Here is a 15,356-nt window from a genome sequence, read left to right on the forward strand (position 1 = left end):
CTATTAATCGTCGCTATTCTTTGGCTTCACTTAATCCATACCCAAGGGCTACTAAAAGTTATTTTAGTTTGAGGTTAAATAAGCCGCCTTGCTAGACGGCCTATTTGATTTTTAATGGATATTTAAGGTTGAACTTCCATCGTCAATGTTAAATTCGAAAATGTGCTGTAAGCGCGAATACCCACATACCAAGTACCTGTTTGCGGTGAATTAAACGAACAGCTTTCAGTATTGCCATTCTGGTATGGTCGACAATCATAACTACCGGTAGTTGGGTTACTACCATATCGAACATAGAGATCGGCATCACCGCTGCCGCCATTGGTACTCACATCCAACACTGATGAACCCGCTGGAACTTCTACTGTGTAATACACCCAATTACGACGTGATGCGGAAATATCTTCAATTACAGTTAACGAGCCATCATTTCCTCCACCACCTGCTGATTCAGTATAATCAGCTTGTATGGACACACCAGAATAGGCACTGTAACCAATTATTTTAACGTAATAGGTACCAGCTTGAACCGGATCTACACTGCAAGATTCATTATTACCACCTAGGTAGGGTCTGCAATCATAACTATTTGTGGATGGTTCAGTTGCATATTTAACATACAAATCAGCATCTCCAGAGCCACCACTCATAGAGAAAACCAAATCGCTTGCTCCTTCAGGGATATCAATGCTGTAAAGTAGTTCAGAATTAGACGCGCCAGATAACCCGGTCACCGCAGTTCCGTTAATTAGTACATTCCCTCCTGGATCTCCACCACCATTGCCACTGCAATTTGCAGCTAAATAGTCTGACGCTGCTTTCGCTTGCACTAAACCATAGCCCGTTTGGTTATCCCGTCCGGTCGACTCCAAATCAAAAGCCGTCGCGCCTAACGCGCTGCGTACTTGGGAAGCACTACAACTGGGGTTATTAGCCCAGACCAAAGCTGCTACCCCAGCAACATGTGGACTCGCCATAGAAGTTCCGTTGTAGTAGGCGTAATCCGTATTACCTAACACCTGTAACGTAGCCGATGTGCCTGCCGCTGCAATTAATTGCTGACCAAGAGTTCGATTGACCGACACTGTTGGCACTGTAATTTGACTACTGTCATCTACCAAAAATGGATTTTGCAATCCAGGACGCTCGGCATTGCTATAAATCACAATCCCCGCCGCTCCCGCATTATCGCAAGCTAATGCCGCGTTAATTTCAGGATAAGTACTGCCCGCTTGATTGTCTGCACGCTCTACAACACAAATTTTGTTGCTCATATTTGAGCAACTGAAACTACCGCTACTGCTGGTACTACAGGCTCCTATCACTCCAGAAACTGAACCGTTAATATTATTGATTGCGTAACTTCCGCCACTAACAATATAGCGTGACGGCGGTAAAACTCGGTCATCTCCTAGTGTCGTTCCATTGAACGTTAAATAACCCTGCCGCCCATCATTAATACCCACAGTAGAAAGAATCGCTTCCCCTGGTGCAGATAGTTCAACTTGGTTGGTATATTGAGAAAATTCAGCTCTTAAACCTGTTTCATCCACTGCGGCAACAGAGATAACCGAACTATAAGACGCCGGATAAGAGTGACTTGAGTCCCCAGCATTTCCTGCTGCGGCGACTAACAAAACACCATTATTGGCGACGGCGGTAAGACGATTGCTTTCGCTTGTAGAAGAACCGGCACCACCCAATGACATATTGACTACATCCGCACCATTTGCCTCACAGGTTTCAACCGCATCGACTAAATCACTAGAGTAACCCCAGCCTGATTCATTAAATACTTTGATGATATGCAGATTAATGTTTTGGTTAGGAAGCACGCCGACAATCCCTTCAGCATTATTAATTCCAGCAATAGTGCCTGCTACATGAGTACCATGAGATCCTCCTGGCACGTACCAATTTCCGGTACCTGAATTATTGCTCCCAGAAACCGAATTAGCACTAAGATCAGGGTTGTTAATGTCATAGCCAGAGTCAATTATACATACCGTTTTGCCACCAGCACTGACATCAGACAACTGATCAGCTTGAACATTAGCAATTCCCCAAGGCTGTGATTGCGCCATTAAATAGCGAATTGGATCAGCTTCAACAGATTCAACCAAAGGGTCTTGCTGCATTTGTAAAATAATGGATTGCATGGCTGCTTTCGACATTCGCTTGTCTAACTTTAAGATTGCCCTTCCCTGTTTATTGGTTTTTACGAAACGCATTTGCTGACCAGTTTTAGTGGCTAGCTTAGTTAATAGATTGCTACCCGCAGAGATTTGACCAGGAGCAATTGACAATCCATTATTTATCTCCGACTCTGAACTTAAATCAGTACTGGCCGTTTCTATTTCATGCAAAGTAGTCTGATTTTTAAATTTTACAATTAATCGATCCGTTAGCTGATTATTCAGTTCTGGGTTTTGTGACGCCAACCATTCAGCAAACTGCAAATTTGGAGATGGCTGTGCAGCCATTGTTTGGGTAATACTCATCACAGCTACACCTAAGGCGCTGATGAGAAACTTTTTATTATTCATTCCCGATTTTCCTATTTCTGTCGTTATTTTAATTTTTATTATTTTTAAATTTGTTTAAATATTTACTTAAATTTTAATTGGTTACATAGACCTTCCTCCTTTTTAAAGACATAAGAATTCCGCCCAGGTCTGCTCAGACTGGGTTTAGGATTATATTCAGAAGTTAAATTAGATAAGAGTCGCTAAGTCTTGAATGCCGAAAAGTTCAAAATTCGCTTGTAGATTGCTTTGAGTCGTAGGTTTTTCATGGGCTCGAAATCCTATATTTCTTATTAAAGTGAGACGCTATAAAGTGACTTGAAAAGGCAGATTTAGCTGCTCACTTAATAATCTCAGGTTAAAAACTAACCATACGGTCAACTAAATGCAACCTTTTTTTACCCTTTTTAGGTGGTTTTTTTACCCGTCAAATTAAAAGGTAAAGAAAACAATAAGCTAGGAAAATACAGATTTTGCGCTTTGCTTTTGAGTGAAGGATTGTTTGAAAAAACCGAAATGAAATATAAAAACTCCCAATGCAAAACATCAGGAGTCTTTGATTTAGCTCATCAGGGAGTGCGAATTAATCAACCCCAATAAATCCTCCCGTTTGATGAGACCATAATTTTGCGTAAATACCATTTTTTGCCAACAGTTCACTGTGGCTACCTGATTCCACGATTTTTCCTTGCTCTAAAACTAACAAACGGTCCATTTGGGCGATGGTGGATAATCTATGGGCAATGGCTAGCACAGTCTTATTCACCATTACTTTGTTTAAGCATTGTTGAATAGCCGCTTCGACTTCTGAATCCAATGCAGAAGTTGCTTCATCTAAAATTAAAATCGGAGCGTCTTTTAACATCACTCTGGCAATTGCAATTCTTTGTCGTTGACCACCAGATAATTTAACGCCTCGCTCACCTACCTGTGCGTCGTACCCGATATTGCCATTCAAGTCAGAAAGCTGCTGAATAAACTCGTCCGCTTCAGCTTGTTTTGCCGCAGTTATCATTTGCTCTTCTGTGGCAGAGGCGCGACCATAAATAATGTTTTCGCGCACAGATCGGTGCAATAAAGACGTATCTTGCGTCACCATACTAATATTGGCTCGCAGGCTTTCCTGCTTAACGTGTTTTATCTCTTGCCCGTCAATGAGAATATTGCCACTTTGCACATCATAAAATCTCAGCAATAAATTGACTAAAGTAGACTTACCCGCCCCAGAGCGTCCCACTAATCCAACTTTTTCACCTGGTTTGATTGAAAGATTCAATTGTTTGAATACATCTATGGGCTTTCCTTCAGGACCTGCATAACCGAAATCAACATTGTTAAACTCAATCGCTCCGCCGCGGACCTGTAAATTAGGGGCATCAGGTACGTCTTGCACAACAACATCATTGGCAAGGGTATTGATCCCATCTTGTACAGTACCAATATTTTCAAATAGTGAAGATACTTCCCACATAATCCATTGCGCCATGCCGTTGAGGCGTAAACACAAGCTAATTGCGACCGCTAAGTCACCTGGGGTTACTAGATGATTCAACCACAAGTAGATAGATAGTGCGCTGACACTAAAAACCAATAGAGCATTAGAAAACCAAACAAACCCATAAAGTGTCGTGACTAAACGCATCTGCGGATAAACCGTATGCAAAAATCCACTCATACCTTCTTTTGCATAGTCTGATTCACGTTGACTGTGGGAAAACAGCTTAACCGTCATAATATTAGTATAACTATCAACGATTCGGCCGGTCATGATTGAGCGCGCATCAGCTTGTTTTTGCGAGACTTTTTTAAGCCGCGGAATAAACGTCCGCAGAATAATAAAATAAGTCAGTAACCAAATTAACAATGGCACACTCAAACGCCAATCAATCGAAAAAACCAGTACTAAAATACTGATAAAGTAAACACTCACATACACGAAAATATCGAGTGATTTCATCACTGCTTCACGCACAGCCAGTGCGGTTTGCATCACTTTAGTAGCGACACGTCCAGCAAATTCATTTTGGAAAAAACCGATACTTTGACCAAGTAAATATCGATGTGCTTGCCAACGTATCTTCATCGGGTAATTACCCAATAACGTTTGATGGGTCAACAAAGACTGTAATATCACTAAACAAGGTAATATCACTAGAATGACTGTGCCCATCCAGATTAGGCTGCCACTCTCCTGCTGTATAAAGGTTTCCGGATCACGCTCAGACAGCCAATCAACAAGTTGACCGACATAACTAAACAAGGAAACCTCTAAAGCCGCAACAGACGCAGCTAAAATCGATACCGTAAAGATTACAGGCCACATACCTTTAGTGTAATGACGACAAAAAGCAACTAGGGTCTGAGGAGGTTTTGTTGGGTGCTCAACAGGGAACGGTTTTGTCAACCGTTCAAAAAATGAAAACATGCACTATCCAATTAAAGTTTATTTGAGCTTCGAAATAATATTATCAATATTACGTTTATGGTTATCTTGCCATTGCTGCAATGACGTTTGCGCATCTTTGTCGGTGCGAGCTTTGGCAATTTCATATGCTGACTGAGCTTGGTCTTTAGGTACAACAGCTATCCCTTCTTCATCAGCAATAACGATATCCCCTGGATTGACCGTAACACCACCACATTTGATAGTTTGATTTAGGGGTGAGTAGGCTTTTTTGGCGGCAGGAAAAGGAATCACACCACGGGCAAAAACAGGGAATTGAATGTCACGGGTTTCTGCCAAATCACGAATGACGCCATCAATAACAAACCCAGCAATTCCTCGCTGTTTAGCGATTGCACAAACGTTTCCACCCGCTGCAGCAAACTGCGGATCAGACTTTACAACAATGATATCCCCTGGTGAAGCTTCATAGATAGCCGCATGTAACATTAAATGATCACCATCTTCGCAAAACACTGTAAAAGCAGGTCCGGCAATACGTGGGGGCTGTGGCCATAAACTTGATATTTTATAATCAATAAATTGCTCACGAGGTAATGCGTCAGCATATTCACATGGGGAGATTTGTTTGAATAAATTCATATCTAGCATAAATAATCACCTTATCTTTAAAATCTTAAAATGCAAAATTTGTTATTAACTTGAATAACCAATAACCGCAAATTCCAACCTGAATTAGAAAAAACACAAATCGAATCTGAACGGCAAGTACTGAGGTCGAAACAAGATGAACAATAGATTGTCCTAATCTTGCTGCCAGCAAGTAATACGCCAACGTATCAGTAATCGCTGAGGCGTTTGTTGCCAGAGCTGTCAGCATAGTGCCACCAATAAACACAAAACTTTCTGCACAATTAAGGTGAGCCCGAGTAAGTCGTTGCCCAAAATCAGGGGAATCTGAACCGTCGGCCTTGAACTGATTGGGTAATCGCTGTTTCTGACTCACCAAAAAGGTTCGATAGCTGGCTAATAAAATCAGTAAAAACACCGTCCAACTGATGTATCCGAGCAGAGCAATAATAGTAGCATTCATAGGTATTCCTTTATACGGAGACATGTACGAAGACGTAAGTTACCCGAAATATCAACGAATTAGAAATTTGAATTGTTCTGTTACAGTTTTTAGTGATTTTTGTTGGTGGTTGGCGTTATTCTTTACCCCATTGATCATTAAGAAATATTCAGTTGGGACATTTAAGCATGAAACCTGTATTACCCCGTTGTTCAAATAGCATCAAATTAATATCCGCTATCTTCTTTATTATATTCTCGGTGAATGCAACCGCGGTTCAGTTAACTAAACAGCAAATCAACGATATCCTTTCATCTGTGGAAAGACCAGTAGAAGACGCTAAACGAGATAAAGCTAGACTTCCCCAACAAGTATTATCTTTCACAGGCATATCTGCTGGAGATACGGTGTTAGATTTGCTGGCCGGTGGAGGTTGGTATTCTGAACTCCTTTCCAGAGCTGTAGGTGAAGATGGCCTAGTTTATTTGCAAAACGACAGTGTTTATTGGAATTTTGGTGAAAAAGATATCATTCAAAGAACGAAAGACAATCGTCTTAGCAATGTGGTTAGACTCGACAATGTTGCCATTGCTGACATAGAGGTTGCTGATAAGTCGGTAGACATAGTGTTTACTGCCTTGGGATATCATGATTTATTTTTTACTAATACCGTGCGAGGGGGTAAATTAATTGAATTGCGCGAAGGTGTCGTTGATCATGTCAAAGTGCTAGAAAAACTGCATCGCGTGCTCAAAGATGATGGCATTATCGTGGTAATAGACCACATCGCTCAGGCTGGTTCAGGTTATGATGCAGCAAATACCCTTCATCGTATTGACCCGAACATTGTTAAACATCAATTTGCGCAAGCCGGTTTTACACTTGTCGAAGAGGCGTTTTATCTGAGAAATCCAGAAGATAATCACCAAAGCTCGGTTTTTTCCCCGTTGATTCGAGGAAAAACAGATCGATTCATTTATAAATTTAGTAAATAAGTCATTGATTGGAAGCTAAGAACTTAGTCTTAAGCAATTTAGTTAAATGTAAGGGAATTTAATGAAAATTTATATTTTAATGCTCGTAGTTATTGTTTTTGTATGGGGATGCTCTGATCCAGCGCCTGTTGAAGAAGAAAAGCAAGAAGCCCCGAAAATAGAAGACACCACCATTGAGCAGCCAGAAACTGAATCTCCTGAACTGGTGATTCCTCAAATTGAATCTCCTAAAGTGGAAGTTCCCAACGTAGAATCACCTACTACCAATCCTAAAACTGAATCGCCCGTTACTGAAACTCCGGCAACAGCATTACCGGATGTCACAACCGTGACTCGCCACTCAGGGCTTAAATTGGATAATATTAATACGGACATTAAACCGGGCGACGATTTTTTCAGATTTGCTAACGGTAAATGGTTAGACAAGGTTAAAATTCCATCAGATAAAGCCGGTTTAAATTCATTTCAGTTACTCGCTGATGAAGCTCAAGAAAAAGTTATGGCTATCATTAAAAAATCCTCAGAAGGCGATTTTGAAAAAGGTAGCAATGAGCAACAAGTGGGTGACTTGTACACATCTTACACCGACATGGAAAACCGCGACAAATTAGGCTTGGCACCACTATTAACTGAATTAGCGGAAATTGATGAAATTCAGGATCAACAACAATTAGCGCGCTATTTTGCTTATGCCAACAAACACAGTTTTGGTACACCTTTCGCTATTGGCCAATATATTGATCTAAAAAACCCTAATACTTACATGATTTACTCATGGCAGGCAGGTTTAGGATTACCAGATAGAGAATATTATACGAGTGATAAAGGTTCCTATCAGGAAATAAAAGGGAAATATCAGAAACACATTGCCAAAATGCTCGGATTAGTAGGATTGGAGAATCCCGAAAAAAACGCAAAAATTATTTTGGACTTAGAAACTAAACTAGCTTCTAAGCATATGAAAAAAGAAAAAACCCGAGATATGGTTGCACTATACAACAAAATTCCAGTAACCAAGTTATCTGAATTAATGCCTCAATTCGATTGGGCAGCAATGTTGCAAGAACTAGAATTAACTGACTTGGATGGCTTAGTAGTCACGCAACCCGATTACATGCGTGAGTTAGACAACATCATTGCTAAAACGCCAATCACAACTTGGAAAATTTATCTGAAATGGATGGTTATCAATCAGCAATCAAGCTATTTAACCACTGAATTAGATAAAGCAAATTTTGAGTTTTTCAGCAAAGTCTTATATGGGGTGACAGAGCAACGACCAAGATGGCGCAGAGGCGTTGATTTCGTAAATACTCACTTAGGTGAAGTGATAGGCGAGGTATATGTCAAAGAACACTTCCCACCGGCCGCCAAAGAACGCATGTTAGACTTAGTCAATAATCTATTAACAGCCTACGAAGTCAGTATCAAACAACTGGACTGGATGTCGGATGCCACCAAAGCGGAAGCGCTCGACAAACTATCCAAATTCACTGCAAAAATTGGCTATCCTGATGAATGGAAAGACTATTCAAAACTGTCTATTTCGAAATCTGACTTAGTTGGCAATATCAAACGCTCAGATGATCTGCAATGGCAGCAGATACTCGATAAACAGCCAGGTCCGGTACAGAAACACGAATGGGACATGACCCCACAAACCGTGAATGCCTATTACAACCCTCCGGCTAATGAAATTGTATTTCCAGCTGGAATTTTGCAGCCACCATTTTTTAATATGGAGGCTGACGATGCAGTTAACTACGGCGGTATTGGCGCGGTTATTGGGCATGAAATAGGCCATGGCTTTGACGATGCTGGCAGTACCTTTGATGGCGATGGTGTACTGCGTAATTGGTGGTCAGATGCAGATAAAAAAGAGTTTAAAAAACGTACCAAACAACTTGTCCAACAGTATAATAAATTTACCCCATTAAAAAACCTACATGTTAATGGTGAATTTACCCTTGGCGAGAATATCGGTGATTTAGGGGGACTCAGTATTGCCCTCAAAGCCTATGAATTATCTCTAGCCGACAAAGAAGCACCATTTCTCGATGGTTATACTGGACAACAACGTGTTTTCTTAGGTTATGCTCAGGTATGGGCAGCGGTGCAACGGGATGAAACATTACGTAACCAGGTCAATACTGACCCACATTCACCCTCAGAATATAGAGTGAATGGTGTGGTACCGAACGTGCCAGAATTTTATTCCGCATTTGATGTCAAAAAAGGTGACGCATTATTTCTAGCACCGAAAGATCGAGTGAAGATTTGGTAAAAGGATATTGCAGAACTAACTAAAAAGAGTGCTTTCGCACTCTTTTTTTTGGAAAAAATTAAAGCAACTTTCTGGCCTTAAATTTACGACCTTTCATTTTACCTTCGTTAAATTGCTTCAAACTGCGTTTAACACTGCGAATTTTAACTGCGACATAGCTGTGGGTAGCTGTCACTTTTATTTTACCAATATCTTCGCCAGGAACATCCGCGTCTTGGGTTAATGCGCCTAATATATCTCCAGGACGTAATTTAGCTTTTTTACCGCCATCAATACATATTGTTTGGTACTCAGGCTGAATAATTCGATTCGCATGAAAACGAATAGCTTGAATCCCTTTCCATTCGACTTTTCTTTGCTGATAATCTTCGATGGCATTTGCCCGCGCCATTTCTTTAGGGGCACAAAGAGTTAATGCTAAACCTTCGGCGTCAGCTCGTCCCGTGCGACCGATTCGGTGAATGTGGACTTCTGGATCAGGTGTGATTTGATAGTTAATAACCGCGCCCACACCTTTCACGTCAAGACCTCTTGATGCAACGTCTGTGGCAATAAGCACCGATACGCTTTTATTGGCAAACCGGATTAGAACTTGATTGCGATCTTTTTGTTCTAAATCACCGTGTAACGCATCGACAGAAAACCCCATTTCAGTGAGAGCTTCTAGTAGTTCGTTACAGGCAATTTTAGTATTACAAAATATTATCGCTGACTCGGGTTGAAACTCACTTAACAGTGCCGCAGTAGCCTTGATTCTATGAGATTCTTCAACTTCGAAAAACAATTGTTTTATTTTGCTTGTGTCATGGGTTGATTCCACCGTAATCTCAATTGGATTGCGCTGTATCTTAAGACTAATTTGTTTAATTTGGTCAGGATAAGTAGCCGAAAACAATAAGGTTTGTCGGTCTGTGGGCACAGCTCGAATGACGGTTTCCATTTCCTCCTCGAAGCCCATATCCAACATACGATCGGCTTCGTCTAACACTAGCGTATTGACTTCTTTGAGACTGAGTCGGCGTTTAGATAAGTGATCCATAATACGGCCAGGAGTACCGACAATAATATGAGCACCATGTGAAAGTGATCCAATCTGTGGGCCCATGGGCGTACCGCCACAAAGGGTAAGCACTTTCATGTTATCAATCATCCGTCCTACACGACGAATTTCTTCGGCAACTTGCTCAGCCAATTCACGAGTTGGACACATGACCAAAGCTTGAATTCTAAATCGATCCACATCTAGTCTATTTAACAAACCCAGAGCAAAAGCAACGGTCTTACCACTGCCGGTTTTTGCTTTCGCTACGACATCCTTGCCTGCCAGAATTTTCGGTAGACTTTGTTGTTGAATTTCGGTCATCCCCTCAAATCCGAGGGTTTCCAAATTACTAACAAGTTCAGGTTTTAATGGCAAAGAAGAAAATTGGGTCACTAAAGTGCTCTCTTTAAAATAAGTTTAATTAATAATTACAGCGAGCTTGTGCGATCTAATTCAATCGCTTTTTCTAAGTTTGCTATATGTTCAGCCCTAGCTTTTAGTTTAGTCGCTCGGTGAGATTTTATATCTAAAGAAGCCATTGCGTAGGCTACTTTATTCACGGTTTTTTCGAATTTTTTGGGTTTTACAACTAAATCGAGAAACCCGGCTTCTAGTGCTTGTCCTGGGCTAAATATTTCTGCATTGATAACCGAACGATTAAAATAGCGAGGAGTTAACCTATTGCGGGCGAGTTCAATTCCAACTTGGTGCATCGTCATTCCGATAGCTACTTCATTTAGACCTATTTTGAATTCCCCATCTAACCCAATTCGGTAATCAGCTGATAATAAAAGGAACGCCCCTTTAGCCACAGCATGACCTGAGCAGGCTGCAATCACAGGCGTAGGAAAAGTTAATAAACGTTTTGATAACGTTGATCCTTTTTCCACAAGTTCTAAGGCTGACTCGTTACTGTGTTTCATCACACTTAAATCGTAACCCGCGCTGAACATGCCTGCTTTACCAGCTAAAACTACAACTTTCTGGTTTTTTTCTGCTTTGTCTAAACACAAATTAATTTGGTCTATCACTTCATGAGAAAGCGCATTGGCTTTTCCATTATCAATAGTGATAAGGGCATAGGCTTCTTGATTTTGATAACTTACAAGTTTGCTCATAATATGGTCCGATTATTTATTCCACAAATTAAGTACACCATCTTCCATATGCATAGGAATAGGCAACGTTTCGTATTGCTTTAGCCAATCTTTTGAAATTGTTTTAAATGCGTCAGAATCTTTATATTGTTCTGCCGCACTTTTTAATCTATTTACCAACTCCGGATTTGACCCTACTTTTGACAAAGTAAGATAGGTTATTGTTTTTTCGTACAAAAACACGCGTTCGAACTGATTACAATCTTTTCCTTGAACACGACAAAAATACTGAACTCCTGAATCCGAGAAAAATATTGCACTGGACTCTCCGCTTACGACACTATCGATTGCATCAGACCAACTTGAATAGACCTGAATATTCTTAGCATTTTGCGCTTGCAGCAATTTGTGGCGAACATCATTCTCCAATACCGCAATAGAGTCAAATGTAGATAACTGCTCGATGTTATTTAACGGTCTGACTATTTTTTGAGGGCTAAAAACAGAGTATACGTTCGCTGTTAATGGCGTAATCCAATGATAATTCTGTTCTCTCTCGGGAGTCCGAGTTAATGCGAAGGCAAGCACATTGGGCTTCGCCTTTGCTTCGAGTTCAAGACGTTTCCATGGGGCAAGTAATATTTGCTGCCGAATCCCCGCTGTAGCCAAAATGCCATTGACCTCATCGACCAAGAAGCCCTTTAGCTTTCCTTTTTCTGTCTGTTCAATAAAAGGCGCTTCAGGATATGCTAAGACCCAAAAATCTTTAGAATCTTGAGCAACCAACACGCCATTGTATAGCCCGATAGAGAGTATCAACAAATGACACTTTGTTACTGAACGTAAATTTACTGCGAGCAAAAGAAAATCAACTGCTCGCGGTAGTTTGTTTAGCAAAGTGAATAACGGCTTAATTATCATTACTAAACGCTTTCTATTTTCCAATCAACCGTTTGTCCTGCAAAAAAGGGCACTATTGGATTCCCATTAGGAAGGATGATTTGTTCCGGTATTTGCCACTTATCTTTGACTAACGTAATAGATTGAGTGTTACGGGGCAGACCATAAAAATCAGCCCCATAGTGGCTACTGAAACCTTCAAGCTTGTCGATGGCGCCTAACTCATCAAATATTTGCGCATACAATTCAAGGGCACTCCAAGCACTATAACAACCTGCACATCCACATGCAGATTCTTTTCTGTGTTTTTCATGGGGAGCAGAATCTGTGCCTAGAAAGAATTTTTTAGAACCGCTGGCAACCACTTTTCTTAGTGCTTGTTGGTGGGTATTACGCTTAAGTACAGGCAAACAAAAGTTATGTGGCCGCACGCCACCAACCAACAAATCATTACGATTCAACAGTAAGTGTTGGGGAGTAATCGTTGCCGCAACATTGTCTGAGCTTTGTAACACAAAATCGGCAGCTTCAGAGGTAGTGATATGTTCGAATACAATTTTGAGGTGAGGAAAATTCTCAACAATTTTAGCGAGGTGCTGATCAATGAATTCTTTTTCACGGTCGAAAATATCCACATGGGCTTGAGTTACTTCTCCGTGAATTAACAATAGCATCTGCTGCTGTGCCATTTCTTCGAAGATTGGATACAGGGCTTCTATTCCAGCAACCGCCGCATCAGAATTAGTCGTCGCGCCTGCTGGATACAATTTAGCTGCCACAACGCCGGCTTTTTTTGCATCAATGATGTCTTGTTTTGTGGTTTCATTGGTTAGAAACAAAACCATTAAAGGTTGAAAGTTGCTATTCGCTGGTCGAGCGGCCAAAATCCGTGATTTATAATCCATTGCCATTTTAGCAGTGGTAATGGGGGGTACTAAATTCGGCATTGCGATTGCTCTTTGAAAGCACCTAGCGGTCGCTGGAACCGTCTCTCCCAACATATCATGATCACGGAAATGTAAATGCCAATCGTCTGGGGCGGTTATCGTTATTTTTTTCATCATTGGCCTATAGTATAAGTGTAAGCTAAATCTCTCCCCCTATTATGCCCGAAAAAATGCAAAAATAATCTTTTGCATTGCATAAATAGCATCTGTTATAAGGTAAAGATTAATTGTCGTTGTTGAGAATAACTGAAAATATGCAGCATCAGGTGTCGACATCTATCAGTCTTATTAATCTTGTGGGGCCAAAAAGCGCTCCAGTTACCCTTGCACTTAAAATGTTAGATCGCTTAGTCGGCGTCAAGAAAATGGACGCCCTTTATAAGCAACATCAAATGCAAGGGCTAAAAAAAGAACAATTTGCCGAGAAATTGTTACAGGTACTTAATATTGAAGTACTTGGCGGCGATTCTGTACAAAAAAACATTCCAAAGACTGGTCCCTTAGTTATTGCTAGTAATCATCCTTTTGGGGGCATAGAAGGGGTGATATTGTGTTTACTCATTGGCCAAATACGCCCAGATCTGCAAGTTTTGGCCAACCAAGGTTTAAAGCTTTTCCCTGAGCTCAAAGACTATTTTATCTTTACTAATCCGTTATCTGAGCGTGATCCTAAAAATACGCCCTCTATCCGCGCCAGCTTGAAACATGTTAAACAAGGCGGTGCTTTGTTAGTTTTCCCCGCGGGTCGAGTCGCATACTATCAGGGAGATAAAAAACGCATAAGTGAACATCATTGGAACCGCATAGTTGGGAAACTTATCGACTCTTCCCAAGCGCACTTTTTGCCAATCTTTGTAAGCGGTCAAAATAGTCCGTTATTCTATCGACTAGGGCGAGTTTATTTTCGTTTTAGGCTGCTCATGTTGGCAAGAGAGTTACTCAACAAAAATAACAGTCAAATTAAGATTACTTGCGGTTCATTGGTCAAACCTAACACTTATAAAGTGAAAGATAGTAAGCAACACGCTGCATTATGTAGAATTCAGAGTTATTCTCAGGATCCCCTTTGGAGAATGGATTGGCCCGATAATCAATCTGTTCAACAAGCACCTATAGCAGACCAAACCCCTTGGCAAGAAATTGCAAATGAATTGGCATTGCTTCCTCAAGAGCAATGTTTATTGGTGCATAAACAGTTTTCAGTTTATTACGGCTTCCAGCATCAACTCCCCAAAACTGTGTTCGAAATTGCGCGTTTACGGGAATTAGTATTTCGCCAACATAATGAAGGCAGCGGTGAGCCAATAGATACCGACGCCTTTGATGCCACTTACACTCAACTATTTGTGGTCAACAACGAAAAGCAAAATATTATTGGCGCTTATAGAATGGGGCAAACCGACAAGTTGCTGGAACAAGGTGATATAACGCAACTGTATTTGGCACGTATGTTTAATTTTTCCCCAGGATTTGTGAACCAACAGCAGCCCTGCCTTGAGCTAGGTCGGTCGTTTTTAGTACCCGAATATCAAAAAAGCTTCCAAGGATTATTTTTATTATGGCGAGGGATTGGCGCATTCGTCTGTAAATTCCCCCACTATCGCACTTTATACGGCACGGTTTCGTTGAGTAAGCTATATAACCCGCGCTCAGTTGCATTAATACAGCAAGCCCTTGTGTCGCCAACTGAATCAGTAACCCCTAATAAAGAATTCGACTTTGCGCTGCATCCGGAAATCTCAGATTTTGCAAAACAATATGATTTATCGACACATTTAACTACCTTACTGGCAGCAATAGAAAGTGACGGCAAAGATATCCCTGTTTTGGCTAAACATTATCTGAAACTCGGTGCTAAATTTCACTGTCTGGGAATTGACGGAAACTTCAATGACACGCCAGGATTGCTGCTAAGTGTTGAACTTCCTAAAGCCCCTGAAAAATTATTGAAGCTGTATTTAGGAGACGCTTGGAAACAATATGCGTCCTTTAAAGGTTAGTTAATCGACTTATTCGGGCTGAAGCCCAAACTACAATACACCCGTAGCATGGGCTTTAGCCATGGATATTTAGCAATCGCTGCTGCTAAC

Annotated in this window: 11 protein-coding genes; 3 read left to right on the forward strand and 8 right to left on the reverse strand. The window is 40.9% G+C overall.

Features of this window, described 5'->3' with window-relative positions; translation table 11 throughout:
- Positions 1-122 precede the first annotated feature (122 nt).
- The 4 genes from Q4567_RS17485 to Q4567_RS17500 all read right to left on the reverse strand — a co-directional run bounded on the left by Q4567_RS17485 (position 123) and on the right by Q4567_RS17500 (position 6,022).
- Entirely contained in the window at positions 123-2,546 is a 2,424-nt protein-coding gene (locus Q4567_RS17485; protein ID WP_303501264.1) for a S8 family serine peptidase, read from the reverse strand.
- Between the two features lie 562 nt (positions 2,547-3,108).
- Positions 3,109-4,950, reverse strand: a complete 1,842-nt coding sequence (locus tag Q4567_RS17490) for an ABC transporter ATP-binding protein (protein WP_216049815.1) — start codon at positions 4,948-4,950, stop codon at positions 3,109-3,111.
- An 18-nt stretch (positions 4,951-4,968) separates the two neighbouring features.
- Positions 4,969-5,580, reverse strand: coding sequence for an RraA family protein (locus Q4567_RS17495; protein ID WP_216049814.1), 612 nt, complete (start codon positions 5,578-5,580; stop codon positions 4,969-4,971).
- Between the two features lie 25 nt (positions 5,581-5,605).
- Positions 5,606-6,022 (reverse strand): MAPEG family protein, encoded by a 417-nt coding sequence (locus Q4567_RS17500; RefSeq protein WP_216049813.1) that lies wholly within the window; start codon positions 6,020-6,022, stop codon positions 5,606-5,608.
- Between the two features lie 167 nt (positions 6,023-6,189).
- On the opposite strand from Q4567_RS17500, the gene Q4567_RS17505 reads away from it, so the two are divergent.
- Together Q4567_RS17505 and Q4567_RS17510 are read left to right on the forward strand one after the other, a co-directional pair.
- Positions 6,190-6,996, forward strand: a complete 807-nt coding sequence (locus Q4567_RS17505; RefSeq protein WP_216049812.1) for a class I SAM-dependent methyltransferase — start codon at positions 6,190-6,192, stop codon at positions 6,994-6,996.
- Between the two features lie 61 nt (positions 6,997-7,057).
- Complete coding sequence (locus Q4567_RS17510; protein WP_303501271.1) at positions 7,058-9,280, forward strand: M13 family metallopeptidase; 2,223 nt, start codon at positions 7,058-7,060, stop codon at positions 9,278-9,280.
- A 58-nt stretch (positions 9,281-9,338) separates the two neighbouring features.
- Here Q4567_RS17510 and dbpA read toward each other — a convergent pair whose 3' ends face one another.
- Genes dbpA through pyrC form a run of 4 tightly spaced genes read right to left on the reverse strand, consistent with a single transcriptional unit; the run spans position 9,339 to position 13,380 of the window.
- Positions 9,339-10,715, reverse strand: a complete 1,377-nt coding sequence (gene dbpA, locus Q4567_RS17515; RefSeq protein ID WP_303501274.1) for an ATP-dependent RNA helicase DbpA — start codon at positions 10,713-10,715, stop codon at positions 9,339-9,341.
- Positions 10,716-10,750: 35 nt separating this feature from the next.
- Positions 10,751-11,440, reverse strand: a complete 690-nt coding sequence (locus tag Q4567_RS17520; RefSeq protein ID WP_216049810.1) for a crotonase/enoyl-CoA hydratase family protein — start codon at positions 11,438-11,440, stop codon at positions 10,751-10,753.
- Between the two features lie 12 nt (positions 11,441-11,452).
- A complete protein-coding gene (locus Q4567_RS17525) occupies positions 11,453-12,364 on the reverse strand; it encodes an ABC transporter substrate-binding protein (protein WP_303501276.1) in 912 nt (303 codons plus the stop codon).
- Positions 12,343-13,380, reverse strand: coding sequence for a dihydroorotase (gene pyrC, locus Q4567_RS17530; protein WP_303501279.1), 1,038 nt, complete (start codon positions 13,378-13,380; stop codon positions 12,343-12,345). Before pyrC ends, Q4567_RS17525 begins: the two co-directional genes overlap by 22 nt.
- A gap of 152 nt (positions 13,381-13,532) precedes the next feature.
- Here pyrC and Q4567_RS17535 point away from each other — a divergent pair, with 152 nt between their 5' ends.
- Positions 13,533-15,266, forward strand: a complete 1,734-nt coding sequence (locus tag Q4567_RS17535; protein ID WP_303501318.1) for a lysophospholipid acyltransferase family protein — start codon at positions 13,533-13,535, stop codon at positions 15,264-15,266.
- Positions 15,267-15,356 lie beyond the last annotated feature (90 nt).

Origin of the sequence: Aliiglaciecola sp. 2_MG-2023 (assembly GCF_030548145.1) — a bacterium.
GTDB classification, from domain to species: Bacteria; Pseudomonadota; Gammaproteobacteria; order Enterobacterales; family Alteromonadaceae; genus Aliiglaciecola; species Aliiglaciecola lipolytica_A.

Excerpts from the sequence above, each read along its gene's own strand:
- Q4567_RS17490 (WP_216049815.1), bottom strand. The coding sequence starts at position 4,950 with ATGTTTTCATTTTTTGAACGGTTGACAAAACCGTTCCCTGTTGAGCAC.
- Q4567_RS17495 (WP_216049814.1), bottom strand. The coding sequence starts at position 5,580 with ATGCTAGATATGAATTTATTCAAACAAATCTCCCCATGTGAATATGCT.
- Q4567_RS17500 (WP_216049813.1), bottom strand. The coding sequence starts at position 6,022 with ATGAATGCTACTATTATTGCTCTGCTCGGATACATCAGTTGGACGGTG.
- Q4567_RS17510 (WP_303501271.1), top strand. The coding sequence starts at position 7,058 with ATGAAAATTTATATTTTAATGCTCGTAGTTATTGTTTTTGTATGGGGA.
- Q4567_RS17505 (WP_216049812.1), top strand. The coding sequence starts at position 6,190 with ATGAAACCTGTATTACCCCGTTGTTCAAATAGCATCAAATTAATATCC.
- Q4567_RS17485 (WP_303501264.1), bottom strand. The coding sequence starts at position 2,546 with ATGAATAATAAAAAGTTTCTCATCAGCGCCTTAGGTGTAGCTGTGATG.
- Q4567_RS17520 (WP_216049810.1), bottom strand. The coding sequence starts at position 11,440 with ATGAGCAAACTTGTAAGTTATCAAAATCAAGAAGCCTATGCCCTTATC.
- pyrC (WP_303501279.1), bottom strand. The coding sequence starts at position 13,380 with ATGAAAAAAATAACGATAACCGCCCCAGACGATTGGCATTTACATTTC.